Consider the following 26,150-nt stretch of genomic DNA (forward strand, 5'->3'; position numbering starts at 1 on the left):
ATGTGCATTGTCTTAAAAATTATTTTTATTTAAACAGACTTTTTTTATTTACTTTGGTAATACAAATCAGAGGATTTAGAGTAAAATCTTAAAATGAAGGCAATAACTCTTTCGGAATTATTTTCGGTATACACTACCTCTGAAGAGGGGATAAGTGATGAAGAAGCAGAACGCCGACAACGTCAATACGGACTCAATACTCTTCCCAAAATAGCGACCATCTCTCTTTACAACAGATTGGTATCCCAATTCACCCATTTTTTTGCCCTTTTGTTATGGGCGGCTGCAGCAATCAGTTTTGCGATTGCGTGGATTGATCCTGCCTCAAATATGCTTCCGATCGGGTGGGCCATCGTCATTGTCATCGTTCTTAACGGCGTATTCGGTTTCTATCAGGAATTTCGTACCGAGAAAAGTCTAGAGGCATTGAGAAGTATGCTCCCTATAAAAGTACGTGTACACCGCGGGGGGATTGAGCGAATCGTGATGGCCGAAGAGCTTGTACCGGGTGATATCGTACTTTTATCGGAAGGGGATAAAGTCCCTGCCGATATTTATGTGATTCGTGCATTTGACGTATGGGTGAACGAGAGTGCACTGACCGGAGAGAGCGAACCGGTATCGGCGGATGCATTGGGAAGCGGGCATACTAAGAGCCTTTTATATTCGGGAACCTATATTGTCAAAGGGGAAGCACGAGGGGTTGTCTATGCGACGGGCAAAGAGAGCCGATACGGTACAATCGCCGCGTTGACTCAGAGCGTGGAGTCGGGTGAGGGGCATTTGCATAAAGAGATAGCCCATATCTCCAAGATCATTGCCTTTACATCGTTTGTTATAGCGGCTGGATTGATCGTTATCGGCGGGGCAGGCGGGTTTGAACTCTGGAAAACGTTTTTGTTTGCACTGGGTGTCTTGGTCGCTTTGATTCCCGAGGGGCTGCTGCCGACTGTGACGCTGGCATTGGCGTTTGGAGCACAGAGGATGGCATCCAAGGGATTTTTGGTTAACGGCCTCTCCGTTATCGAAAATTTGGGAGCAGTGAGTGTTATCGCTACCGATAAAACGGGGACAATTACCCAAAATAAAATGGAAGTAACGGCATGGAAAGAGGAGGGAAGTGAGGAACCCTCATCACTTTTGCTCGATGCGGCGCTGTTATGCAACCGTGCCGACGAACAAAACGGTGATCCCGTAGAGCGGGCATTGCTCACATTTGCAAGTAGCTATACCGATGTAGTGCATCGTCGCAGCGAGTTGCCGATGCTTAGTGATTACCCATTTGATTATCATCTCAAAAGGATGAGCACGATCCATAAGGGGGAAGATGGTTTTTTGCTTTATTGCAAAGGGGCACCTGAAGTTATTTTGGGACTTTGTGATGAGGTAATGACATCTGAGGGCAAACACAAGATTGATGATATGATGCATCAAAAATTGATGGAACAACATGACGTCTTGGCTTCATCGGGCTATCGGGTAATCGCGTTTGCGATGAGGGAATTTGATCTATTGCCCTCATCACGTCAGGACGCCGAAAATGCGCTTCAGTTTATCGGATTTATTGCCATGGTCGATCCGTTGCGCGAGGATATCGAAGAAGCTGTCAGGTTATGCCATAAAGCGGGGATACGAGTGTTGATGCTGACGGGGGATCACCCTATCACCGCGGCCACCATCGGAATGAAGGCCGGGATTATCGCTTCTGAAACGGAAGTCACAAACGGTGAATATCTGGAAAAACTCCCTTCTTCCGCGATCAAGCGGCTGTTACGTCATAATCATGTATTTGCCCGAGTCTCTCCCGAGCAAAAACTTTTTCTTGTGACTTTGTTAAAAGAGATGGGGGAAACGGTAGCCGTAACGGGGGATGGTGTCAATGACGCTCCGGCACTGAAACGTGCCGATGTCGGTATCGCGATGGGTTCGGGTACGGATGTCGCGAAGCAATCCGCCGATGCTGTTTTGATGGATGATCATTTTGCCACGATCGTAAAAGGGATCGAGGAGGGGCGTGCCGTTTATGAAAATATACGCCGCTTTATCACCTACATGCTCTCCAGCAATCTTCCCGAAGCGGTTCCGTATGTATTGTTCTTTTGGATAGGACTTCCGTTGGCTCTTCCCGTTCCGCTGGTACTCGCGATCGATTTGGGAACTGATATTATGCCCGGATTGGCACTTGGATTGGAACCCCCGCACAAAGGATTGATGATACAAAAACCCCGCAGTAAAAAAGAGCGGATACTGACAGCCGGGGTTTATTTCCGGGCATTCGGATTTTTAGGACTTATTACCGCGATACTCTCTATGGGGCTTTTTTGGTGTTACCTAAAAGCCCACGGCTGGAATGGCGGGCCGCTTTCGTGGAATGATCCGATTTATCTTCAAGCGACGACATTAACGTTTAGCGCGATAGTTTTCGCTCAAATCGCTAACGGATTATCGTGTCGAAGCGCTAGAGAATCGTTGTTTACAATCGGATGGTGGAATAACCGTTATTATTGGGGTGGAGTAGGTGTAGAATTGGGACTTTTGCTTCTTTTGATCTTTTTTACTCCCCTCAGTACCGTTTTCGGCACTGTTGCATTTGATCCGATCTACTGGTGGGGCGTTGTTGCCGTTACCGTAACGGTGTTGGCTGCCGAAGAGGGGAGAAAATGGATAAAACGGTTTTAGCTTTTCGGTAAGTTGAGTACAAATGTTTTGAACGTCTCTGCGGGGATGGGTTTGCTGAAATAATATCCCTGCACTTCTTTACATCCGTTTTGTCGGAGCAGATCAAGCTGCTCAGCCGTTTCAACCCCTTCGGCGATGGTGATCATATTTAGGCTGTGCGCCATATTGACGATCGTATTGACAATCGTTTGGTCTTCGGCATTATCGGCGATGTCATGGATGAACGATTGATCTATTTTGAGCTTATAGACCCGAAATTTTTTGAGATAGTTAAGTGAAGAATATCCGGTTCCGAAATCATCAATCGACATTCGTATTCCGTGATCATGGAGTGTATTCATAATATCGATAGCCTGAAGCGGATTTTCCGAAGCGATCCGTTCCGTTAGTTCAAGTTCGAGGTATTGCGGAGGCAGATGAAGTTCATCCAGGATACCCACAATTTGAGAAACCAAATTCGGGTCTCGAAATTGGATAGCGGAGAGATTGACGGCCATAATAAAAGGTTCCAACCCCTCATCTATCCACAGTTTGAGTTGTCCGAGCGCTTGGCGCAGTACCCATTCCCCGATAGCAATGATTTGGCCGCTCTCTTCGGCAATTGGAATAAATTCTGAAGGAGAGATGGCTCCGAGTGTCGGATGAGTCCATCGCAATAGTGCTTCGGCACCGATAAGTTGCTGGGTCTCTATGGAGAGCTGAGGTTGGTAGTAAAGTTCCATTTGATTACGCACTAATGCAGAGCGCAGGGCATTTTCAAGTTCGAGATTTCGCGTCGAACGCTCCTGAATTTCAGGGGCAAAAAAACGGTAGCAGTTCCGTCCGTCATGTTTTGCGCGATACATCGCCGCATCGGCTGCCTGGGAAAGTTCGGTAAGGTTCGTTCCGTCGATCGGATAAAGGGCAATCCCGATGGATAGAGTGACGGAGAGATCATGGTTTTGAAGTTGATAAGGCTGTGAAACGTACTCTACGAGTTTTTCGGCTACGTGCGCCGCATGGTCAGAATCTGCACTCGGTAAAAGAATCATAAACTCATCTCCCCCCTGACGAGAGAGGGTATCCGCCTCATTAAGCACCGATAGGATGCGTGAAGCGACTTGAACGAGCATCTCATCGCCGACATGGTGTCCGAGGGTGTCATTGATGTATTTGAAATGGTCAAGATCCACATAGAGTAATGCAAGCGAACTTTGGTTATTCTCGGCAATATGTATGGCGTAATCGACCCGATCGTTGAGCAGAGTGCGGTTCGGAAGTCCTGTAAGGGGATCAAAATGGGCGAGCCAATGGACTTTCTCTTCGGTTGTTTTTTGGACCGTAATATCCTGAACCGAACCGTGAATGTCAATCACTTCACCGTTTCGGACGAGAGGGGTACTGATAACACGAATCCATTTTTCATTCCCTTTAAGTGTCACGATATACAGCTCAAGATCACTAGAGGTCGCCTGATAAATCGCTTGATCCAAAGCCGTTTTGACTTTTTCATGCCATTCTCCGTGAAAGACGCTTAGACCGGTTTCTAGCGTGATGGTATCATTCGGATCCATGTCGAAAATCTGTGCCGCTTCTTTCGTCCAGGTTACGGCATTGGTTTTCAGATTGATTTCCCATCCGCCGATATGGGCAATGGCGCTCATTTCTTCAAGAAGCTGTTCGGTTTGATGGAGTCGCACTTCTGACAATGCCCGATTCGTTTCATGATCAAAATTTTCCATGGCAAAGCTGATATCCATGGTCATCTCTTTGAGCAATTCTTGACTTGAAGGGTCAAAAGCGTTGCGCTTGTACGAGTAGACGGTGAATGCCCCTACGACTTCACCGAACAAATGAAACGGTAATGCCGCGGAAGCTTTCCATCCTGCCGTCATGGCCCGTTCATGCCAGGGGGCGGTTGAAGGGTCGTTTAGGAAATCTTGGCACCAATAGGGGCGATTTTCCCGTATAGCGGTACCTGTCGGTCCTCTGCCGGCTACCGTATCGGGCTGCGTGGAAATCTCTATTCCGTCGAGATAATGATGTGTATCTCCGTACGAAGCGACCGGTTTGACAAGTTTGGTTATCGGGTCAATCAGCCCGATCCACGCCATGGCGATACTATGTTCAGAAACAATCCCTTTGCAGATTTCCTGGAAAAGCTCTTCAGGGGTGGATGAACGGACAATCGCTTTATTACAGTGGCTGAGAGCTGCATAGAGAAGGGAAAGCTGTTCGATACGTACTTCATGATTATGGCGTTCCGTAATATCACGTGCGATTCCCAAAACGCCCAGAAGATTCCCTTTTTCATCCATCATAGGGGTTTTGACGGTCTCAAGAAGGGCTCGGTGTCCATCATCCCTAAAGGTAACCCATTCTTCATTGATGGCGGGCATATTACTTTGCATGACGATACGGTCTTTTTGGCGGAAAAAATCGGCTAAATCTTTGTCGACAAAATCGTAATCGCTTTTTCCGACGATCTCTTCCTCCTTCGCACCGAAAAAGCGTTCAAACGGCGGGTTGCACAGGAGATATATGCCGTTACTGTTTTTAAGCCAGATGAGATCGGGAATGGTATCGAGTAAAGTATGAAGATGATTTTTGGTTTCTAAAATCTCAGAAGTACGCTCCTGAACCCGTTTTTCGAGGATCCGGCGGTGGTTTCGAAGTTCGAAATGTTGCTTGGCAATGTATCCCATCAGAAAGCTGATAAAAAAACCGAGTGTCCCCTGCAGTGCCAATATCACCCATGAGGTATGCCATCCATTGGCGGGAGCGATATTTAATGTCCATTGTACGTTAGGGAGCTTTATAACTGTTTTAACGGGCTGATCCAGTACATTGTCACCTGAGGAGGCGATAATCTGCATCTGTTTTGTTTTTGGATGGATTCGCGTAAGCGTATATTCATATCCGTTTTCGGTTAGATTTTTCAGTGCACTGGCATGAAGAATTTCCGGAAAACGGATAACAATGAGGATAAATCCCCAAAACTTCTTCTCCTTTCCGATAAATACGGGAAAACGGCTTACAAGCCCGTCTCCACCCTGTACCAGATGCAGAGGGCCTGCAAGTGTGAGTTTTCCGCTTTTGCGCGCAAGGAGCGCTTCAGTCTGCTGATGCGGATCGGCCAATAGGTTAAAGCCTACCGCCTTTTCATTTCCTTTGTAGGGTACAACACGGGTGATAATCCCACCCGGTGCAAGGGCAATTTCCGAAATAAGGGGATAAAAGGCTACGAGTTTTTCGGCAATAAAGTTAAAATTGTTTATCGCTCCGTTTTCATGTACGGTTGAAGCGAGCGGATAGCTAAGTGCCATAATTTGATGGATATTTTTATGTAAACGGAAAACATTATCTTTTGCAATATCGTCGATTTCATGTTTCATCTCTTTGACATGCATCGAATCGAAATGCCAAATTACACCGGCCGATACGGCGAAAGTAATGAGAAAAACAAATATACCCGCTCTTAACTCTTTCGCATGGTAGGTGTTCGATAGAGAAAAAGATGGAAATAATGAAGCCATTAGAAACCTATTCGTGTACTTTTTCGATTATACATGTGGTATAGAAATCAAATAATAACCCCAATACGTGATTTTTCGGTTATTTTTTCTAAGATTTATTGAAAAGATAATACTGAGTGAGTATAGCACCGTTACTGTAAAACCTGTCTGTGTAAATCGAAACATGAAAATAGTTTTATGATACAATCATTATTAGCTCAGGAAGAGGAGGGTTCTATGCTTTCAGAATTCAAAAAATTTCTCATTTCCGGCAATGTAGTGGATATGGCGGTCGGATTTATTTTCGGGGCGGCATTTGCTACGGTCGTCAAATCGTTGGTATCCAATATCATTATGCCGCCTATCGGATTGCTGATGGGAGGAGTCGATTTTTCGTCATTGTTTATCGCATTGGATGGTAAAGAATACCTCTCTTTGTCCGCACTGGATGCGGCAGGTGCGCCGGCGATCAAACTGGGGGTGTTTTTTAACGATGTGATATCCTTCACAATTCTAGGATTTGTGATGTTTATGATGGTAAAAGCCTACAATAAACTTAAAGTAGCAGAACCTGTAAATGAACCGGCTGCACCGACAACCAAGGTTTGTCCCGAATGTGCGATGGATATACCGCAGGCGGCAAAACTATGCCCGCACTGCCGCACTGCTCAGTAAGTATACTTTCCCTCCGAGGGAAGTGATTAATGCTTAGGCCGTGGTATCAAGCACTTTTCCTCCTAAGGAGGTGATTTTTTCATCGATGCTTGCTAATGCTTTATCCAGTGTTTCATAGGAAATATCGGGTAGTTTGCCTCCCCATAGTTTTTCTGCTTCATTAAATCCCTGAATGATCCCTTCGCGGCCAGCTTTGAGTTTTTCGATATCATCTCCGCCGCCGCTCAATACAAAATCCGATAATCGCGTTGACGTTTTAGAGACACCGAAATAGCCATCCTCGCTCACCAGAGCTTTGGCTTCATCGGGGGTCATATCGGCGATCGGTTTTCCGGTATAGCCGATCGATTGAAAATCGATGCTGTTGAGTATATCTTTGACTTTGGCGAAATCAAACGGAGCGCTTTGTGCCTGGAGGTTATTGGATGAATAGCTCTCTACCTGAAGGCTGTATTCGACAAGATACGCCTGAGAGAGGGTTTTACCGGAAATCTCGCCGCTTTTGATTTTGTTTTTAAACTCTTCGCTCTCTTTTTCGTTGAGTGACATACCGCTTTGTGCATAAGGGTTGAGTGATATTCCGCTTCCGATTTGCATGATAACTCCTTGTCTCTAAATTAAGATAATATCGGCCGTTTATTCGTATCGTAAAGCATCGATCGGATTTAGGCGGGCCGCTTTGCGTGCGGGAAAGTATCCGAATACAATCCCGACCAGGGTAGAAAATAAAAAAGCGACGATAACAATCATTGTATTGAATATCAAAGGGAGGTCGAAAAAGATGCTGATCCCGATCCCGAAACCAATCCCCAAAATAACACCGATCAACCCGCCGAGCGAAGAGAGGACGATCGCTTCGACCAAGAATTGAAGGAGAACTTCACGCTCCAACGCACCGATAGCCAGACGTATTCCGATTTCACGCGTCCGCTCCGTGACGGAGACCAGCATAATGTTCATGATCCCGATTCCCCCGACTAGGAGGCTGATCGTCGCGACGGCGCCCAGGAGCAGGGTGAGCATTTTAGTGGTGGACGTGAGTGTCTGAACCACTTCCCGCAGATCCCTGACATTGAAATCGTCTTCATCACCGTTACGGATATGACGCCGTTCACGCATCAGTGCGGTAATGGAGTTTTTAATGTTTTCGATACTGGAGGCATTTTTGGCGGAGAGCATTATGACGGAGATATCCTGATTTCCACTGATGCGGCGCTGAAACATGCGGATAGGGACGACGATAATATCATCCTGATCCATTCCGAACATTGAAGCCCCCTTGGGATGGAGCAGACCGATTACTTTGCACGAAAAATTGCCCAATCGTATCGAGGCGCCGATGGGGTCTTGATCCCCAAAGAGCTCTTTTTTAATCGTTTCACCGATGACACAGACCGCTTTTCCCCCCTGAAGCTCGGCGGGAGCAAACGCCCTTCCCGATTCGAATACCCAGTCTTTGACGGTAAAATAGTCGTTATCGCTTCCGTCGATGGAGGTGGAATAGTTTTGATTTCCGTAGACGACCTGCATCCCTTTGGAAGCGACGGGGGCTACCCCTTTGAGCCCTCCGATTTCCCGCCGAACGGTGGCGATATCGCTGTGGGTAAACCGCTTTGCCGTCGCATCGGTTCCTTGCGGTCCGTGGCGGTCCTGTCCCGGACGGACGATGAGCATATTGCTGCCGAGTTTGGAGATGCTGTTGGTGACGTAGGCGGTAGTCGCATCGCCGAGCATCACCATCGCGATCACCGAGGCAACACCGATTACGATTCCCAGTGTCGTGAGGATGGAGCGTAATGCGCTGCGGCGGATCTCACGAAGTGCCAAGATAAAAGCGTTCCAGATCATACGTGCGCCTTGTCGATCAATCCGTCGCGAAATCGGATGGTCCGCCCGGCATAGGCCGCCATATCGTCTTCATGGGTGACCATAATGACGGTAATCCCTTTTTCCCGATTAAACGACTGCAGCAGTTCCATCACTTCGACGCTTTTCGCGCTGTCGAGATTTCCGGTCGGCTCATCGGCCAAAAGTATCACGGGATCGGTGACGATCGCCCGGGCAATGGCGACACGCTGCTGCTGGCCGCCGGAGAGTTCACCCGGAGTATGGTGGGCGACATGTTCCAATCCGACACTTTTGAGAGCCTCCATAGCTTTGGCTCTTCGCTCAGCGGCATTGACCCCCCGATACAGCAGCGGAAGCTCGACATTTTCGACGGCGGAGGTTTTTCCCAGCAGATTAAACCCCTGAAAAATAAACCCGATGTAATTGCGGCGAAGGAGTGCCCGCTGATCGCGGCTTAGTGCCGTGACGTTTACCCCTTCGAAGAGATAGTTGCCGTTTGTCGGGGTATCGAGACAGCCGATAATGTTCATGGCCGTTGATTTGCCCGATCCGCTGGGGCCCATAATGGCGACAAACTCTCCGCGTTCGATGGTTAAGTCTATCCCGCGCAGGGCGTATGCCGTAGCTTCCCCCTCACCGTACGATTTGGTGACATTTTCCAAGCTGATAACATGCTTTTGCATCCTCAATTCTCTTCAATTCCGATGATGACGTTATCGTTAGGTTTGAGAGCAGAAGAGAGAACGGCGGTAGAAATACCGTCGCTTTTTCCGATGGTAACATCGATTTTCACCGGTTTGCCCTCTCGCAGTACCCACACCGATTTGCTGTTGGTGTTTATGTTCTCTTTGGCTTTTTTCGTCTTATCGTCTTTATCTTTGGGAGGGGTAAAACGGAGCGCCGCGTTAGGAACCGTGAGCCTGTTGGGCAAAATACCCGTTATAACCTGCGCGGTAGCGGTCATTCCCGGGCGGAGGCGCAGATCGTCATTCGGAACCTCGACGACGGCATCATAGGTAACAACCCCGTTGACTATCTCGGAATTGAGCCTCAACTGCGTGATGACCCCTTTAAACTCCTGATTCGGATAGGCATCGACCGTGAAGGTCACCGTTTGGCGTTCTTTGACTTCACCGATATCGGCTTCGTCTACGCTGACGATCACTTTCATCGTATTCAGACTTTTCGCCATCGTAAACAAAACGGGAGTCTGCATCGCGGCAACGACGGTTTGTCCCGGTTCCACTTTCCGATTCAATACAATCCCATCTATCGGAGAGACAACGACCGCTTTTCGAAGATTATCTTCTCCTGCGGCGAGTTCCGCTTTAGATTGCTGTGTCTGCGCTATGGCGGCGGCGACGGATGCTTTTGCCGAAGCAAGAGCGTTATCTGCTTCATCTACCGCTTGTTTAGAGGGGTAGTTTCCCCCGGTCGAGATATACATCTGATGGACCCGTTCCCATTCGTTTTTGGCATTGGAAAGAGAAGCTTTTGCAACGGCTACATTTGCTTCAGCGCGTGATAAAACGGCTTTGGCGCTGGTGACGTTAGAAGCGAGTTTGGTGGTATCGATTCGCGCCATCAGCTGTCCGACGTGCACGCGGTCGTTATAGTCGACGAGAACATCGGTGATGGTTCCGGAAACTTCGATCCCCACATCGATGGTATTCGTCGGTTCCAGATTACCCGTTGCCGATACGGTGGTTGTGAGATTTGTTATCTGGGCGGGTGTCGTAATGAATTGCGTTTTTTCGCTTTCATTCTGGTGTGTCCAAAACCATCCTCCCGCTATGCCTAGCGCTAAGACACCGCCAATGATGAGGTATTTTTTCAGAGATGATTTTTTCGGTGTATCCAAGCCGAGCGTCTGTTTGATCGAATCGGGAGAAGTGTTCATTAAAGTTCCTTGGAAGGGGTGATGGCAAAATGGAGTTTGGTAAGCTCGAGCTGGATATTGATCTCATTGATTTTGATTTCCAACTCTTCAATCGATTTGGTATTGTTCAGTGTTTGGAGATCATACCCGGTTTTTACTCCCGCATTGACGCCGGCTCGGATCGCTTTGATCAGATCATCATAAAGCATTAGGTTTTGGGACGTAATGGAGATAACATCCTTATAGTTATCGATCAGTTCTAAGGATTGTTTGTAGGTCGCTTCGAGTTCACGTGCTTTATCGGCTGTGGCGGCGTTTTCTTTCAGATAGGCTGCTTTGGCTTCTTGGATGGTTGCCGAAGCATTATAAGTTAGCGGGAGATTTAAAGTAAATCCTGCGGTGTAATAATCTCCTTCGTAATCGGTAGGGAGCTCTTTGGCATTGTAGTTTTGGTAGCCGAGGGTACCGTTTAGTGTGAGGGAAGGGAGGTAGGTACTTCGGGTGACATCATAAAGGTGAGAGAGCGTTTCACTTTGGCTTCGTACGTAGGCTATATCGAACTGATTATTTAGAAACCGCTCTTTTTCGATGAGTGAAAAAGTAGGAAGTATGAGGTTATCCGGATCGATATCGCTCGATTTAGAGAGTTCCAGACGCAGCTGGGAGAGTGTAGTTCGCAAAGATGAGCGGGTTTTCAGCTCGCCGCTTTTTTCCATCAGAGCGTTGTTGAGTTCGGTAATGTCCACTTTTCCCGCATCGTACAGCTGCCGTTTGATGAAGATCTCGATCTCTTTGTTTTTGAGCCGAAGGTCGCTTTGCTCCAGCTGGTACGAACTTTTTTTAAGATTAAGCAGAGTGTTGAAAATCTGGCTGTTCAAAGAGGCTATCGTCTGTTTGAGCTGAATAAAACGTGTTTGCTGTTTGGTATCGGCATACTCGATTTGGTACGTGATTCCTCCGGAGCGAAAAATATCCTGCGAGACGGACGCCGAGATCCCGGTCATGTCGTTATGGTAATCGCTTTGAGCACTTTTGTTGTGTGAATACGAACCGCTTAGATTAATCGGAGAGAGCCAGTTGGTGCGGAGCTTTTCATGTTCGGCATCTATATTTTCTTTTTCATAGCGTAAGAGAGATTGTTTGGGTTCGCTTAAAAGAGAAAGGTCGTCTCCCGATGCCGAATTGAGGGAGACAAACAGCAGCAAGAAAGAAAAATAATACAAAGACTTCATTCCACCATTGTAATGCAAATTCGGTAACAGTGATGTTAACAAAAATTAAACATTCGGTATCAATCCGTGCTGTCGAATCGCTTTTTCCTTATAGACTGACCGGATTGCAGAGATATTTTTTCTCTTTGGCGACCCGTGCGCATTTTTCACAGATAAATTTCGGTTTTTTGACGATTTTGACTATTTGTTTAAAGTCATCCGCCAGTTCATCTTTTTTGAGTTTGCACAGTGTTTTCATCAGAGCCTCCATCTCCCCAAAAAGGGGATAGCATTAAGCTAAATGTTCACGTTTGAAATATTCGCGACCCACTTTGCACAAAGGGCAGGCAACCGGCGGTTTTTTCCCCCGATGGATATGTCCGCACACTTCGCACACCCATATCTCCTCTTCTTCACTGCTGAAGAAACTGTCGGTGATGAGGGCCTCTTTGAGTGCGGCGTATTCCCGCTCATGCTCTACTTCGACTTTACCGATAGCGGTAAATAGGCGGGCCAGGTCGTTGTGCCCTTCGGCTTTGGCTATGAGGCTGAATCCGGGATACATGGTTTCGTGCTCATAGTGTTCCCCTGCCATTGCGGTGTCGAGATTAGCGGCGGTTGCATCGACTTCACATCCGTGAATCAGCTTATGGTACGCTTTGTACTGGGCGCGTGCGTGATACATTTCGTTTACCGCCGCTTCACGAAAATGGCGTTCAACCGCATGCCACCCCTCATCACGGGCGATATCGGCAAACAGTTCGTATTTATTTCTCGCCATGCTCTCGCCGCCGAACGCTTTCATAAGATTTACCGCGGTGAGGCTTGTTGTGGTCATCTCCATCTCTTTTCCGCAGCACACCAGCGTTCCGCCTCCGACATTTTGGACTTCGACTTCATTGCCGCAGATATTGCAGTGATACGTTTCGTACTGACGCATGTATCCCCCTTTGTGTTCGCTGTATTTTGTATATAGTAGCAGAAAAAGAAGAAATCAAGAGCTTTTTTCGTTGATATCTATTATCAATATTATAAAACTTTAAGGATGGTACAGATAGTATTTTGATATAAATTATCAAAAAGGATTTTCCAATGTCTGTACTGGTTATCGGCGGAGATAAAATCACGCGGCTTCAATCGCTGTTGGAAACATTGGGTGCTACCAAAACACATCATTGGAACAGCCGACGAAATTCAACATCCCATAAGCAGCTTCCACAAAATACCGACATGATTATTATGTTGACCGATTTTTTGAAACACAATTCGATGGACCATTTCAAACGACAAGCGAAAAAATGCGATATCCCTTTTATTTGTGTTAAAGGCCTCAGCGGATGCAGCGAGTGTCAAATCACCCAAATGGTAGAGGGGATTCGGCAGAATAAGTGCATGAATCCCTCTTGTTCAGGGGGATGCAAATAAACGTCTGTTTTTGCGAGCCAACGCATACATGCCATTAGCCAGCACATTTTTTATGAGGGGCATACAATGCTAAAACCCACTATATTAAAACTGCTCAACGAGCAGATCGCACTCGAAGACTATTCAGCCAATTTATATCTGGCAATGAGTTCATGGTGCGGACACCAGAAACTGAGCGGATCGGCACGCTTCCTCGAAGCACACAGCGATGATGAGCATTCGCACATGCGCAAACTGTTTACCTATGTGAATGAAACCGGAGCCATGGCCCGTATCGGTGCATTGGATGAACCGCCGTATGAGTTTGGATCGATTAACGATGTTTTTGAAAAAACATTCGAACACGAAAAATTCATTACGGCAAAAATCAATGCACTGGTTGATGCGTGCTTGGAAGAGAAAGATTACTCGACGTTCAATTTTCTTCAATGGTATGTTGCCGAACAGCACGAAGAGGAACATTTATTCCGTTCTATACTGGATATGATCGAGATTATCGGGCTTGATGGGCGTGGATTATTCCTCGTAGACAAAGAGATAGGGAAAATGTCGAATAAAGTATAAAACGATTTCGGGATTTTTCCCGAAAAATCAGAAAAAAACAATCAAGGAAACCAATATGGAAAATGGTAATGATCAAGGTTCGAGAGAGGATAAAACGATACATCGTCTGCTGCGAAAAGGGTGCACATGTTAAATGAAAACAGGGATGAAGAAATATCTTTAGAGTATAATAACGCCGTTATTGAAAGCAAAGAGTTGTTTAAAAACGGAGCGTCAATCCGTATCGTTCACGGCGATGCTATCTATATTTTGCGGATCACCAAAGGGAACAAACTGATCCTTACAAAATAGATAGTCTATTTTAAAACATACTCTATCAAAGGACTTTTTTGTTTTACCGCCCGTTTATTTTTCTAGCCTGTTCTTTTTCACTTGTCTGCGCCGAAGAGATACTTCAACTTGATAAAATATCCGTTGAAGAAACCTACAGTGTAATCGAGGAGCGTAAAGATGCCTCGATTGCGAAACGGATTATCAAAGGCGAAGAGTTGACCCAATACGGCGATATGAATGCATTAGAGATGCTCAAACGGACTCCGGGAGTCACGATCAGTGACGGAAAAGGGAAAAAAGGCGCCCCCGGGAAAGGGTATACGAAAGTACTGATCGACGGTGAAGAGATATCCGCTACAAAACGGGGAAATCCGCTGGAACAGATCAGCCCGGAAATGATTGAACGTTTAGAGGTTATGACCAACGGTTCTGCCGAATACACTGCCGAATCGATGGGAGGGATCGTCAACATCGTCCTTAAAAAACCTTCATCGGATACTAAAACGACGGCGAAACTGACCGCGGGAGCCTATAGGGATGAGCCGCTGGCGTCAGTGTTCGCACAGCATGAGGGCAAAGTCGGAAAGCTTTCGTATCTTATAAATACGACTCTCTCGGATAATTCAGAAAAAAATACCGCATCCAGCCAAACCGGCACCTACGTGGAAGATAGCGATTCAGAGGGACGGTTTCGTTCACTCAGTTTGAATACCAAACTCATTTATGCCCCCACGTCAAAAGATAAATATATGTTTGACGGAGCACTCAATCGAAGCGACTACCGCCGCGATACGCTCGAAAAACGGCTCGGTGGGGTAAACGAGACGATTGATCAAAGCGATGACGGAGATGCTTTGATGCTGTGGTCAAAACTTTCCGGTACTCATAATCTTTCGGGAACGGAACTGATCGAATGGAAACTCAAATACCATGAAAACGATTCAGAGGGGATAACGCGTACTTATAACGGAATAACAAGACGCAAACAGAATGATGAGGGATCGTTTCGTGCCGTCGGCGCAGAGGGGAGTTATTCGAAAGCATTGGATGCGCATTTTATCAAAACCGGGGCTGTACTCAAACGTCTTCGACAGAGCGATGATGTAGTGAACACTGTAAACGGTGCAGTTACTACGGATGATCATCAACGCCTGCGGGAATATAAGGGAGCGTGGTATATTCAAGATGAAATCGGTATCGGAGAGAAAATGGTTTTAACTCCGGGAATCCGTTTCGAGCGCTCTTTACGGCAAGTTGAACAAAATTCGGCCATCGATTACGCTGCTCCGTCTCTTCATGCTCTGGTTAAACTGAGCGAAAACGACAACCTTCGCGCAAGCATTGCCAAAACGGTTAAATTGCCCCGTTTAAATGAACTTTCCGCTTCACTTGACAGTTCATTGAATCAAAATGACTTAAACCACCCGGATGTAGCGGGTAATCCGCATCTAAAAGAGGAATCGGCACTGAGCTACGAACTGCGTTATGAACATTTCTTCAACGACAAAGGGATTATGAGTCTCAGCGGTTTTTATCGCGATATCAGTGACAAAATCGAAAAGCTGACGACATTGGAGGGTGGACGGTACGTGCAACGTCCGTATAATGCGGGTGAAGGGAAGTTATGGAGTTTGGAATTGGAGCTCAAAAAATCACTCGATTCGTATGTGAGCGGCCTGGGCGTTTTCGGAAATGCAACTTTTCAAAACTCATCGCTTGTCAGTAACGGTGTGAAACGGACGATTAAGGGGACCAATGACTATCTCTACAATATCGGTATCGATCACACTCTAAAACCGTACCGTCTTACCTACGGTGCGGCATACCGTTATGTCAGCGGCTATGATGATCCGACGGATGAGAGCGGCGTCGCCGAATCGCAAAAAGGGTACGGGACGCTCGATTTGTACGCGACCAAACGTCTAAGCCCCACCTATAAACTCGGGTTGAATGTGAAAAATATTACTCAGGAATCTATTAAAACAACGACCAAACGATACAGCAGCGGTGTACTGAGTGAAATCCAAATCGATCATGAAAATTCCGAACCGCAAGTCTTGCTGAGTTTGGAAGGGCGCTGGTAGCGCTCCATTATTTCTTATGTAAACCTAAATTTTTGCACCTTGTGTATTTAATAATGCTTATCACTATTGACATGATTTGAGAGTTAGGCTATATTTTCACAAATGAAAGTAATTATCAATTGCTTTTAGAATTAGCCAGCCAACGCTTTTTATTCTCCTTAAGCCTGTAGCCAGCCACTTCTATAACTTAAGGAGTGCCTATGGCCTATCACAACCGTTTTTTAAACTCGAAATCACTGCCGATCGGTGCGATGTTGCTTAGTATGAGTGCAAGCTCGTTGTTGGCAAATTCTGCCGATTCCAATGCGTCGATCAAGGTGATCGATATTCAAGAAACCGTCGAAATTGAGTTGCCACGCTATCAGCCGGGGATTTCTAAAACTGCTAAAACCGGACAGTTGGCACATGATATCCCGCAGGCAATCACGGTAGTAACGAAAGAGTTGCTGCACGATAAATCGGAATTTACCCTCAAAGAGGCTCTCAGTAACGTATCAGGTCTTACTTTCAATGCTGCTGAGGGGGGACGGATCGGGGATAACATGAACTTACGCGGGTTTTATACATTCGGCGATTTGTATCTCGACGGTATCCGTGATGTTGCTCAGTACAATCGTGATACGTTTAATCTCGAATCGGTTGATGTGCTGCGTGGCGGTGCGGCAATGTTGTTTGGTCGTGGTCAAGCGGGCGGCGTTATTAACCAAGTGAGTAAAGACGCGGAAGCGGAAAACTTCGGGAAGCTCTCCATCACAGCCGGAACGGATGAGTACAAACGAGCTTCGACCGATATTAATGTAATGTTGAATGAGACGACGGCATTGAGATTTAATGCAATGGGGATGGATTCAGGCAGTACCCGTAACGATGTCTATAACGAAACGACGGGGATCGCTCCGACGATTACGTTTGGGTTGAATACCGATAACGAGTTTAGTTTGTCCCATATGTACATGAAAACTCATATTACTCCCGATTATGGGGTGCCTTTTGATCGTGCGACACAGCGCCCTGCGGATGTGGGTAATGAAGCCTATTACGGTTTTACCGATGATTATGAAGATAACCGTGTCAACATTACGACGGCGAGTTATACCCATAAATTTGCCAAAGATACCCAGTTACGTTCGGTGATTCGACATGCTGATTACCTCCGTGATAACTGGGCGACGGCACCGGGAGGATACGATACGACCAGCGGTCCTGATAATGAAATTACCAGAGGAACCAAAGGAAACGGAGCAAAAGAGAAAACGGATACATGGCAAAACGATTTCATCACCAAATTTGAAGCACTCGGATTGAAACACGAAGCGCTTGTCGGGTCTGAATTTTTGCGTGAAGAACAAGTACGTTGGGGTCATGATGGATTATCATCGTATTATCCTGCTATAACCGATGCCAATGGTCCTGCTAATGGATTACCGGATTCAGCGACAGGACGATACGTAGCGAGTAACGGGATTATCTATTCTCGTACCAGTGCCACCGGTTCGTGGTCAGCACAAATGCCGACAACCGCCGAATCAGGTTCAACCCTTCCGGATGCGTATAAAGCAATTTACGGAAATAAAGAACGCAATATCAGCGGCGGATACAAAGGGCGTACGTGGGCACTTTACGCACAGGATGTCATTGAAGTGATCCCGAATTGGAAAGTGATGGCAGGATTTCGTAAAGACTGGCTCAATATGGACTACTATACCGGAGCCGATATGGTGCAAAACGGTGAGCTCCATTTTAACGAGATGAGTTACCGTGCTGGATTATCGTATCAGCCGAACAAACAGCAACATTACTATTTGTCGTGGAATAATTCGTTCAACACAACCGGAGATTTATATTCATTCTCAAACGCGTATGATCCGGAACGTTCTAAAACTTATGAGTTAGGGGCAAAATTTGAGCTGATGGATGGTGATCTTTCTATCCGTACCGCAATTTATCGCACCATCAAAGAGTGGGAACGTAATACCGACGTAGCGAGTGCTTCGAGTAATCCGATTCTCTCCAAAGAGCGGCATACCGACGGTATCGAGTTTGAGGTAGCCGGTCGAATCAGTGACAATTGGGATGTGTTTGCGGGATTGGCATTGATGGATCCTGAAGTCGATGAGGTCACCCCGGGTAAAGACGATATGTACATCGGACAAAAACCGCCAAACTCGACGGACTATACGTTTAATCTTTGGACAACCTATAACCTGAGTGGTGGATGGAAAATTGGTGCAGGTCTAGAAGGAAAAGGGGATCGTGCAGTTTACAGTTATGCGAATGAAAACGCATCAAACGTGTTTGATCCGAATACGGCTTCGAGTTATATCCGATACGATGCGATGATTGCGTATATTCAAAAGAACTATGCGGTGCAGTTAAATGTCAAAAATCTTTTGGACACAACCTATTATGAATCGGTCTATATCAATGGCGGTTTTGCCGTACCGGGAACGGGACGTACCGCACAAGTGACTTTCGATTATAAATTCTTTTAAAAGAGTCTACTCCCCTCGCGGGAGTTTTGGATTGAGAAGATAGCGATCTTTTCAATCCAAAATTTAGGCAAAGGAAAAGAAATGTTACTCCATATACCTAATGTTCTTACTCAAGAACAGGTGGCTCAATGTCGAGAGATTTTAACTTCTTCAACATGGGTTGACGGCAATGTGACGAGCGGCACACAGGCGGCGAAAGCCAAAAACAATCTTCAGCTTCCCGAAGATTCTGAAGCAGCAATTGCATTGCAAAAAATCGTTTTGGACGCACTGAGCAATAACGCGTTGTTTTTTACGGCGGCATTGCCGAAAAAGATTTTCCCACCGTTATTCAACTGTTATACGGGTAAGTTCAACACGTTTGGAAACCATGTCGATAACGCGGTCCGAACGATGCGCGGCGGTGGAAAGAGGGTTCGTAGCGATCTCTCTTTTACCCTCTTTTTTTCCGATCCTGAGGAATACGATGGGGGAGAGTTGGTCATCGAAGATACGTTTGGGTCGCAAGTGGTCAAACTACCAGCAGGGGATTTGGTTCTCTATCCATCCTCAAGTGTTCACCGCGTTGAACCGGTGATAAGGGGGGCTCGTATAGCGTGTTTTACATGGTTGGAGAGCATGATTCGTGAAACCGATCGACGGCGACTATTGTTTGATTTGGACATGTCGATCATGGCGTTTCGTGAGCGTTTAGGAGACGATGAAGATACGGTAAAACTCACCAGCATCTATCATAATCTGCTCCGTACGTGGGCTGATACGTAATCATCGTCATTCCACTGAAGGCGGGAATCTAGCTGGATACCCGTCTTCGCGAGTATGACGAGAGAACAGGGCGATTAAATTTATTAACAGGAGTGTTAAATGGAAGAGTTAAAGTTAGTAGTCGATTACGCGACATTGGGTATTTTAGGGTTGATGAGCGTAATTGCTTTTGCATATGGGATAGAGCGATTTTTTTACTATCGATCCATTGAGATAAACCATTACGAAACCAAAAACCAAGCCGAAGCAGAGCTGACGAAAAATCTTACCACTATTTCAGTCATCGGTTCTAATGCTCCTTATGTCGGATTGCTCGGAACGGTTTCGGGGATTATGGTGGTGTTTTATGAGATTGGCCAAAGTGGTGGTATGGAACCATCAGTGGTTGTTATCGGTCTTTCTCTTGCCCTAAAAGCAACGGCGTTAGGATTATTGGTAGCCATTCCGTCCATGATGATTTACAGTGCATGTTTACGTAAAGTCGATTTATTGATGGGGAAATTCGAAGATGCGTGCGCTTAAACGTGTCGAGGGGATCAACGTCGTTCCTCTTATTGATGTCGTATTGGTTCTTTTGGCGATTATTTTGACGATTTCGACGTTTGTAGCTTCCGGTGCGATCAAACTCGATCTCCCCAAAGCCGCAAGCGCTAAAGAGCAGCCACCTCAGAAGATTGAAATTGCGATCAATGAAAATGGAACGATATTTTGGAACGGCAAAGAGATGCGCCAAAGTGAATTAACACAAGCTATTTCGACTCTGGACAGTGATGTGAGTGTGAGTGTATTGGGGGATAAAAAATCATTTTTTAATGATTTCATTTTCATTTTAGACCAGCTAAAACTCCAAAAAATCGAGAAAATATCGATTATGACCAAGAAGGAATCATGAAAACCAAACGCTCTTTTCTTTTATCTGCCATTTTACATGCTGGATTCATAACCGGTGCCATAGCCTTTACGACTATCCCAAAAGAAAAAGATGAAGAGATTGTGTTGGAACTTTCTTTAACCGAACCCACTCCATCGCAACCACAGAATGTTGAAAAGCAGATAGTAAAACCTATACCAAAGGAGACGGTTCAGCCAACTTCACAGCTTCCCATTGTTGAACAGGTTAAAATTGTCGAAGAGATAAAACCACAGCCTGAAACCAGAGAGCTAATCGTAGAAAGCAAACCCATTGAAACATCTCAATTAGCTCAGATGGAGCCAAAAATAATTCCACCGGTATCGACTCATCAGCCGATAACTCCTCCGGTCAATGCCGAAGAACAATATTTAGATGATCATCTCTCTACTATTCGGGATCTTTTAGTGAAATATCGTAAGTATCCTTCTCAAGCAGTACGATTGAAACAAGAGGGAGCAGTAAAAGTAACCTTTCGCTTGAAACATAACGGTGAGGTCGAAGATGTTAAAGTTGTCGGAAGCTCAGGTTATGATATTTTAGATGAGGATGCGCTTTCTCTCATTAAAAAAACCGCAGAGTATTTTCCAAAGCCTCCCAAATCGGTCAGAATTACCGTCCCACTCAATTATGCATTGAAAATTCGAACCTAGTTGACGTAAAAACAAAATAATATTCAAACTTAAATCGTCAAACTAGGGAATATTCGTTAACCGTTTCTAGGTTAAGATAGCTAAGATTTTGTTAATATCATCCTAAGGAGATAGCTATGAAAAACAATGAACCTACATTGGAGTCGATTGAAGATTACAATACGTTAAAAGGGTCTAAAAAGAAAGTCGTATGGACGGTTATCATTTCCGTCTTGCTCATAGGTGTTGCTTTTACCATGGCTAAAAACTATTACGGAAAAGCGAATGATTCGATCCCGGTCGAAGAGTCCATCGGAAAAGTTCCCGTAAAATAATGGTAGAATTCCCCTTTTTTATCCAAGGAACTGAATGATTGCAACCATAGTTGGGATTTATACGCTTTATATTTTTGTCAGATTGTATGTAAGTGTCATGCAAATCGGCTATATCAATCAGGTTAAATGCAAAGGCGCCGTGCTGATGGGCGAAAAAGAGTATCGTGACGCCGCGGCGTACGCTGTGGCCAAAGAGAAACTCGGTATGGTCGAAACCTTTGTCGAATTTCTCCTGTTCCTGGTCTGGATGGGCGGCATGATGGCTTGGTTGGACGGCGCGTTAGCGATTGAAAGTGAAACCCTTCATACGATCACCGCTGTCATCGGAATGATTTTGATCAATTCACTGGTTCAGCTTCCGTTTGGCTGGATCGCTAAATTCAAAATCGATGCAGAGTTCGGTTTCAACCGTTCAACTACGGCGCAGTTTATTAAAGACACTGTGATCGGTGCTGTTTTGACGGTTATCATCGGAAGTTTTATTGTCTGGATCGTCGCGATGATTATAACGTCGAGTGCGTTATGGTGGGTGTGGAGCTTTGCTTTTATTTTTGCCGTCGTGATCGCGATCAACATGCTTTTCCCGACGATTCGGGCCCTCTTTTTTGATAAAGTCACTCCTCTGGAAAACGGCGAGCTGCGCGAAAAGATCGAAGAGTTGATGAACAAAACGGGGTTTGTCAGCAGCGGCGTGTATGTGAGTGACGCGAGCAAGCGGGATGCGCGGCTAAATGCCTATTTCGGCGGTCTGGGAAAAACCAAACGGGTTGTTTTGTTTGACACATTGATCGAAAAACTCTCTCCGTCCGAACTGATTGCGGTACTCGGGCATGAACTTGGCCATTTTGCCCACGGCGATCTGTACAAAAATATCGCAATGGTAGGGGCAATGCTTTTCGGGATGTTTGCGATATTCGGCAATCTCCCCGACACCCTTTACATGGAGCTCGGAGTCGCTCAGTCTCCGCAGATCGTGATGATGCTCTTTGTCCTTCTCCTCCCGGTCGTGAGTTTTGTCATTATGCCGCTCTTTGGAATGATGAGCCGTCATAACGAGTATGAGGCGGATCGGACCGGTGCCGAACTCGGCGGTGCGGAGTATCTGGTCAACGCTCTGAAAAAACTGGTGGCTGAAAATAAGAGTTTTCCTCTTTCGCATCCTCTTTACCGCTTTTTCCATACCACCCATCCGCCGGTCGTCGATCGGCTGCGTGCGCTGGGGTATGATATTCATGTTAATGCGGATGAGGGATACGCCGATCCATGTCCAAACGATTAAAAGAGCTTCACGAAGAGATTACACTCCGCTTGAACGGAGTTGTTGAATCTCCGCGCCGTGAAGCGGAACTTCTGCTGATGGCCTATCTGCAAAAAGACCAGCTCTATTTTATTACCCATCAAGATGACTTTATCGATGATAATGATCCGAGATTGTTTGAGTGGATCGAAAAGCGCAGCCGTAATGTCCCTCTCGAATACCTGACAAACCGTGTCAGTTTCTACAGCCGTGAATTTTACATCGATGAGGGGGCATTGATCCCCCGACCCGAAACCGAACATTTGGTTGATGAGGTGTTGTCACGGGTACCCGCAGATGATGTAATTACTATCGTCGAAGTTGGCATAGGGAGCGGCATTATTTCGATCTTGCTGGCACTTCATCTTCCCCAAGCCCGTTTAATCGCCGTCGATATCTCGCCCAAAGCGTTAGCCGTCGCACGGCGCAACATCGAGGCGTTCGGTCTCAGTGATCGGATTGAACTGCGCGAAGGGGATCTGCTCTCGTGCATCGATGAAAAAATCGATCTGTTGGTCTCCAATCCCCCCTACATCGCTCATGATGCACCGTTGGAATCGAATCTCAGCTATGAGCCTCAAAATGCACTTTTCGGTGGTGACGTGGGTGATGAGATTATTCAGCGTTTGCTGGATGAAGTCTACAAACGGCGTATCCCGATGTTTGCATGTGAGATGGGTTACGATCAGCGGATCAAAGTGCAGGAATATCTAAAATCTTTTGCGGTACAATCTTTGGATTTTTATACCGATTACGCCTCGTTTGATCGGGGATTTATTTTAAAAATTTAAGGGATCAAAGAGCGCAAAAGTGCGCGCGGGCACTCTGCCGAAGAGAACCTAGTGTTAGCGTAGCTTAGGGGATTTTATTCCCTGAGCGTATTAAAGGAACAAAATGAATAATAAAAAAGCACTTATCGACATTGCCTATCTTTTATTGATCGCTATGACGGCCGGTGCCGTTTTGGTATTGGGCGCTTTTGTAGCCGCCGTGGTTTTTCATTCGGAACTCTATTTGACATTGCCGCTTCTCTCGCGGTATGAAGAGGGGAAAATCATGGGTGAAATCTTTCACCGTTTTACCTATTGGGCTTACTTTATGACGGTGATCATAGCACTCTATGAAGTTTCCCGCTACAAAGTTATGCAAATCGATAAAATCTCGATGTTAAGCGCTATGGGTTCTATCGGGACACTCCTTTTATTCAGTGCCGTCTATACCCCAAAGATTTTGGAATACCAAGCGCGTGGGGAAGCGGCGATTGACGAGTCGTTTGAAGCGCTCCACAAAGCGAGCGAAATCGACTTTAAAATCCTGTTGGTGATGTTAGTGATTTTATTCGTTCGACGAGCTTACTTGATGGCGGTGAAAAGATGATCCGTTTTGAAAATGTAACGAAAAGTTTTGGAAAACGCGAAATCCTCAAAGGGGTAAATCTCGAAATAGAGCGGGGCAAAACGACCGTTATTTTCGGTGTATCCGGCGGAGGAAAATCGACGATTATCAAACATATCGTCGGGTTGTTAAAACCTGATCACGGAACCATAACGGTTGACGGGGTACGGGTCGATAACGCCGACGAGACAACCTTGCGCGCTATTCGAACGAAGGTCGGCTTTTTGTTTCAAAGCGGGGCGTTGTTTGACAGTATGAACATTAGTGAGAACGTCGCATTCCCGATGCGGGAACATCAAAAACTGACTCCGAAGGAACTGGAGTATAAAATCGACGAGAAGCTCACGATGGTAGGTCTTGATCCTGCAATCGTCAAATCGCTCTATCCCGAAGAACTGAGCGGCGGGATGCGCAAGCGTGTAGGGCTTGCCCGCACGTTAGCATTGGAACCGGAAGTTATCTTATACGATGAGCCGACGTCGGGTTTAGATCCTGTCACCAGCGACTTTATCACGCAGATGATCAACGGCTTGCGTAACGATATCGGTATGACCTCCGTCCTTATCAGCCATGATATCGCCGAGAGTTTTAAAGCGGGAGACAATTATGCGATGCTCTTTGACGGCGTGATCGTCGAAGCGGGGGATAAAGAGGCCTTTAAAAACTCATCGAATGCCGTCGTTCAGCAGTTTATCCATGCACGTGCCGAAGGGCCGATAGCATTTCATTGAGATACTGATCTATCTTCCCCCAAACTTCTTTGCCCACCACTCCTGCGGGGTGAGGGTCTGCTCTTTTAAAAAGTTTTCATCCAGATTGTATTCGTAGTTGGAACAGTATTCGAGAAGGATCGCGTAGGCTTCGTTGATCTGTGTACTCATGGCGTGAGCCGTTTCAGGGTCTTCAGGATGTTTGTCGGGATGCCACTGCTGCATCATACTTTTATAGCGGCTTTTGATATCAAAGAGGGTAGCTTTATCGCTCAGGCCAAGGAGCGTTTTGGCCTTCATGAGCGTGTCAAATGAGAGCATGGAAGGGAGGGTTTAGTCTCTTTGCTGACGCATGAATGTCGGAACATCCAGAAAATCTTCCGTGTAGTCGCCGTTGGCTACCATGCGGGCAGCAGGACGTGCTACAACACGCGGTTTATCAACAGCTGCGGCAACCGCCTCTTTGTTTTCAAACTCGCTGTTATTGATTCCCTGTGCCGCTTTTTTCTCAAAACCGGTCGCAACGAGGGTAATGCGGATAAAATCTTTCGGCAATGATTCATCGGTAGTCGTACCGAAGATAACATCAGCTGATTCATCGACGCTGTTATGGACGACATCCATCGCCGCAGAGAGTTCCATAAACGGAAACTCAGGGTGCATACTGAAGTGTACCAATACACCGAGTGCGCCGTTAACCGACATGTTATCGAGCAACGGAGATTCGATAGCGTTTTTAATCGCTTCGTATGCCGCATTTTCACCTTTGTATTCACCCACACCCATGAGAGCCAAACCACGGTGGCTCATAACAGTTTGTAAGTCGGCAAAGTCAAGGTTGATGTCGTTGTCGCCGCTGGCAAGAATAACACCCGATGTACCGCTAACGGCGCGAGCAAGTACGCTGTCAACGATTTTAAAGCTCTCTTTGATTCCGAGTTTCGGATCAATAATCGAGAGAAGTTTGTCGTTTGGAATAACAACGATACAGTCAGATTCGTTTTTAAGTTCTTGAAGACCGTCTTCCGCAAGCTTGAGACGTTTTTTCCCTTCGAACGAAAAAGGTTTGGTGACAACCGCAATGGTCAATGCACCGACATCTTTGGCACATTTGGCGATGATCGGAGCCGCACCGGTTCCTGTACCGCCTCCGAGACCTGCCGCAACGAAAACGATGTCCGCACCCTCTAGGGCGCGTGATAAATCTTCATAGCTTTCTAACGCCGATTCTTTACCCACTTCGGGTTTCATTCCTGCACCCAAACCTTTGGTAAGTTTTGCACCGAGTTGGATTTTGGTAGCGGCAGAACCTTGCTCCAAAACTTGGGCATCGGTATTTGCCATGATCAGTTCGATGCCCGGAATAGCTTCTTTGAGCATATAGCCGATCATATTACCGCCGCCGCCGCCGACGCCGACAGCTACGATTCTCGCCCCGGTGAGTGTTGTTGATTCTTCAATTGAAAATGGTTCCATGCTTGC

At 46.3% G+C, this 26,150-nt stretch carries 26 protein-coding genes; 16 read left to right on the plus strand and 10 right to left on the minus strand.

The annotated features are described in order from the left end of the window. Positions 1-93 precede the first annotated feature (93 nt). A complete protein-coding gene (locus SULKU_RS04250) occupies positions 94-2,679 on the plus strand; it encodes a cation-translocating P-type ATPase (RefSeq protein ID WP_013459698.1) in 2,586 nt (861 codons plus the stop codon). On the opposite strand, the gene SULKU_RS14290 is transcribed toward SULKU_RS04250, so the two are convergent. After that, positions 2,676-6,194 (minus strand): bifunctional diguanylate cyclase/phosphodiesterase, encoded by a 3,519-nt coding sequence (locus tag SULKU_RS14290; protein WP_013459699.1) that lies wholly within the window; start codon positions 6,192-6,194, stop codon positions 2,676-2,678. The two genes, SULKU_RS04250 and SULKU_RS14290, sit on opposite strands and share 4 nt — an antisense overlap. Positions 6,195-6,410: 216 nt before the next feature. Here SULKU_RS14290 and mscL point away from each other — a divergent pair, with 216 nt between their 5' ends. Beyond that, positions 6,411-6,848, plus strand: a complete 438-nt coding sequence (gene mscL, locus SULKU_RS04260; RefSeq protein WP_013459700.1) for a large conductance mechanosensitive channel protein MscL — start codon at positions 6,411-6,413, stop codon at positions 6,846-6,848. 33 nt (positions 6,849-6,881) lie between these two features. Here the strand turns inward: mscL and SULKU_RS04265 are convergent, their stop codons facing one another. The 7 genes from SULKU_RS04265 to SULKU_RS04290 form a co-directional block, all read right to left on the minus strand. Then, the gene (locus SULKU_RS04265) at positions 6,882-7,445 is read right to left on the minus strand and encodes a hypothetical protein (protein ID WP_013459701.1); all 564 of its coding nucleotides are present in this window, start codon (positions 7,443-7,445) and stop codon (positions 6,882-6,884) included. A gap of 39 nt (positions 7,446-7,484) precedes the next feature. Then, positions 7,485-8,696: an ABC transporter permease gene (locus SULKU_RS04270; protein WP_013459702.1), complete on the minus strand. Its 1,212-nt coding sequence runs from the start codon at positions 8,694-8,696 to the stop codon at positions 7,485-7,487. Next, positions 8,693-9,379 (minus strand): ABC transporter ATP-binding protein, encoded by a 687-nt coding sequence (locus SULKU_RS04275; RefSeq protein WP_013459703.1) that lies wholly within the window; start codon positions 9,377-9,379, stop codon positions 8,693-8,695. The genes SULKU_RS04270 and SULKU_RS04275 overlap by 4 nt, the downstream gene beginning before the upstream one ends. A 2-nt stretch (positions 9,380-9,381) precedes the next feature. Continuing rightward, complete coding sequence (locus tag SULKU_RS04280; RefSeq protein WP_013459704.1) at positions 9,382-10,596, minus strand: efflux RND transporter periplasmic adaptor subunit; 1,215 nt, start codon at positions 10,594-10,596, stop codon at positions 9,382-9,384. Then, on the minus strand, positions 10,596-11,807 hold the full coding sequence (locus SULKU_RS04285) for a TolC family protein (RefSeq protein ID WP_013459705.1): 1,212 nt from the start codon (positions 11,805-11,807) through the stop codon (positions 10,596-10,598). Before SULKU_RS04285 ends, SULKU_RS04280 begins: the two co-directional genes overlap by 1 nt. Before the next feature lie 88 nt (positions 11,808-11,895). After that, a complete protein-coding gene (locus SULKU_RS14980) occupies positions 11,896-12,045 on the minus strand; it encodes a hypothetical protein (protein ID WP_013459706.1) in 150 nt (49 codons plus the stop codon). A 33-nt stretch (positions 12,046-12,078) separates the two neighbouring features. Continuing rightward, complete coding sequence (locus SULKU_RS04290) at positions 12,079-12,726, minus strand: ferritin family protein (RefSeq protein WP_013459707.1); 648 nt, start codon at positions 12,724-12,726, stop codon at positions 12,079-12,081. Positions 12,727-12,878: 152 nt separating this feature from the next. Here SULKU_RS04290 and SULKU_RS04295 point away from each other — a divergent pair, with 152 nt between their 5' ends. The 14 genes from SULKU_RS04295 to SULKU_RS04355 all read left to right on the plus strand — a co-directional run bounded on the left by SULKU_RS04295 (position 12,879) and on the right by SULKU_RS04355 (position 24,689). Further along, on the plus strand, positions 12,879-13,211 hold the full coding sequence (locus SULKU_RS04295) for a DUF2325 domain-containing protein (protein WP_013459708.1): 333 nt from the start codon (positions 12,879-12,881) through the stop codon (positions 13,209-13,211). Positions 13,212-13,277: 66 nt separating this feature from the next. After that, entirely contained in the window at positions 13,278-13,775 is a 498-nt protein-coding gene (ftnA, locus tag SULKU_RS04300) for a non-heme ferritin (RefSeq protein WP_013459709.1), read from the plus strand. Positions 13,776-13,901: 126 nt separating this feature from the next. Continuing rightward, positions 13,902-14,066, plus strand: coding sequence for a hemin uptake protein HemP (gene hemP, locus SULKU_RS14700; RefSeq protein ID WP_013459710.1), 165 nt, complete (start codon positions 13,902-13,904; stop codon positions 14,064-14,066). A gap of 38 nt (positions 14,067-14,104) precedes the next feature. Beyond that, entirely contained in the window at positions 14,105-16,132 is a 2,028-nt protein-coding gene (locus tag SULKU_RS04305) for a TonB-dependent receptor plug domain-containing protein (protein ID WP_013459711.1), read from the plus strand. Between the two features lie 200 nt (positions 16,133-16,332). Beyond that, positions 16,333-18,624 (plus strand): TonB-dependent receptor, encoded by a 2,292-nt coding sequence (locus SULKU_RS04310; protein WP_013459712.1) that lies wholly within the window; start codon positions 16,333-16,335, stop codon positions 18,622-18,624. Positions 18,625-18,705: 81 nt separating this feature from the next. Further along, positions 18,706-19,389: a Fe2+-dependent dioxygenase gene (locus tag SULKU_RS04315; RefSeq protein ID WP_013459713.1), complete on the plus strand. Its 684-nt coding sequence runs from the start codon at positions 18,706-18,708 to the stop codon at positions 19,387-19,389. Between the two features lie 99 nt (positions 19,390-19,488). Continuing rightward, positions 19,489-19,911: a TonB-system energizer ExbB gene (exbB, locus tag SULKU_RS04320; protein WP_013459714.1), complete on the plus strand. Its 423-nt coding sequence runs from the start codon at positions 19,489-19,491 to the stop codon at positions 19,909-19,911. Beyond that, positions 19,898-20,281 (plus strand): ExbD/TolR family protein, encoded by a 384-nt coding sequence (locus SULKU_RS04325; protein ID WP_013459715.1) that lies wholly within the window; start codon positions 19,898-19,900, stop codon positions 20,279-20,281. Before exbB ends, SULKU_RS04325 begins: the two co-directional genes overlap by 14 nt. Further along, positions 20,278-20,952, plus strand: coding sequence for an energy transducer TonB (locus SULKU_RS14295; RefSeq protein WP_013459716.1), 675 nt, complete (start codon positions 20,278-20,280; stop codon positions 20,950-20,952). The genes SULKU_RS04325 and SULKU_RS14295 overlap by 4 nt, the downstream gene beginning before the upstream one ends. Positions 20,953-21,068: 116 nt before the next feature. Next, on the plus strand, positions 21,069-21,266 hold the full coding sequence (locus SULKU_RS04335; RefSeq protein ID WP_013459717.1) for a hypothetical protein: 198 nt from the start codon (positions 21,069-21,071) through the stop codon (positions 21,264-21,266). Positions 21,267-21,300: 34 nt separating this feature from the next. Next, entirely contained in the window at positions 21,301-22,545 is a 1,245-nt protein-coding gene (locus SULKU_RS04340) for a M48 family metallopeptidase (RefSeq protein ID WP_013459718.1), read from the plus strand. Then, entirely contained in the window at positions 22,530-23,354 is an 825-nt protein-coding gene (gene prmC, locus SULKU_RS04345; RefSeq protein ID WP_013459719.1) for a peptide chain release factor N(5)-glutamine methyltransferase, read from the plus strand. Before SULKU_RS04340 ends, prmC begins: the two co-directional genes overlap by 16 nt. 103 nt (positions 23,355-23,457) lie before the next feature. Then, positions 23,458-23,940, plus strand: a complete 483-nt coding sequence (locus SULKU_RS04350) for a DUF4149 domain-containing protein (RefSeq protein WP_013459720.1) — start codon at positions 23,458-23,460, stop codon at positions 23,938-23,940. After that, positions 23,937-24,689: an ABC transporter ATP-binding protein gene (locus SULKU_RS04355; protein ID WP_013459721.1), complete on the plus strand. Its 753-nt coding sequence runs from the start codon at positions 23,937-23,939 to the stop codon at positions 24,687-24,689. The genes SULKU_RS04350 and SULKU_RS04355 overlap by 4 nt, the downstream gene beginning before the upstream one ends. A 9-nt stretch (positions 24,690-24,698) precedes the next feature. Here SULKU_RS04355 and SULKU_RS04360 read toward each other — a convergent pair whose 3' ends face one another. Both SULKU_RS04360 and ftsZ read right to left on the minus strand, forming a co-directional pair. Continuing rightward, on the minus strand, positions 24,699-24,989 hold the full coding sequence (locus SULKU_RS04360) for a J domain-containing protein (protein ID WP_013459722.1): 291 nt from the start codon (positions 24,987-24,989) through the stop codon (positions 24,699-24,701). Between the two features lie 12 nt (positions 24,990-25,001). Beyond that, on the minus strand, positions 25,002-26,144 hold the full coding sequence (gene ftsZ / locus SULKU_RS04365) for a cell division protein FtsZ (RefSeq protein ID WP_013459723.1): 1,143 nt from the start codon (positions 26,142-26,144) through the stop codon (positions 25,002-25,004). Positions 26,145-26,150: the final 6 nt, after the last annotated feature.

This window comes from Sulfuricurvum kujiense DSM 16994 (genome assembly GCF_000183725.1).
GTDB classification, from domain to species: Bacteria; Campylobacterota; Campylobacteria; order Campylobacterales; family Sulfurimonadaceae; genus Sulfuricurvum; species Sulfuricurvum kujiense.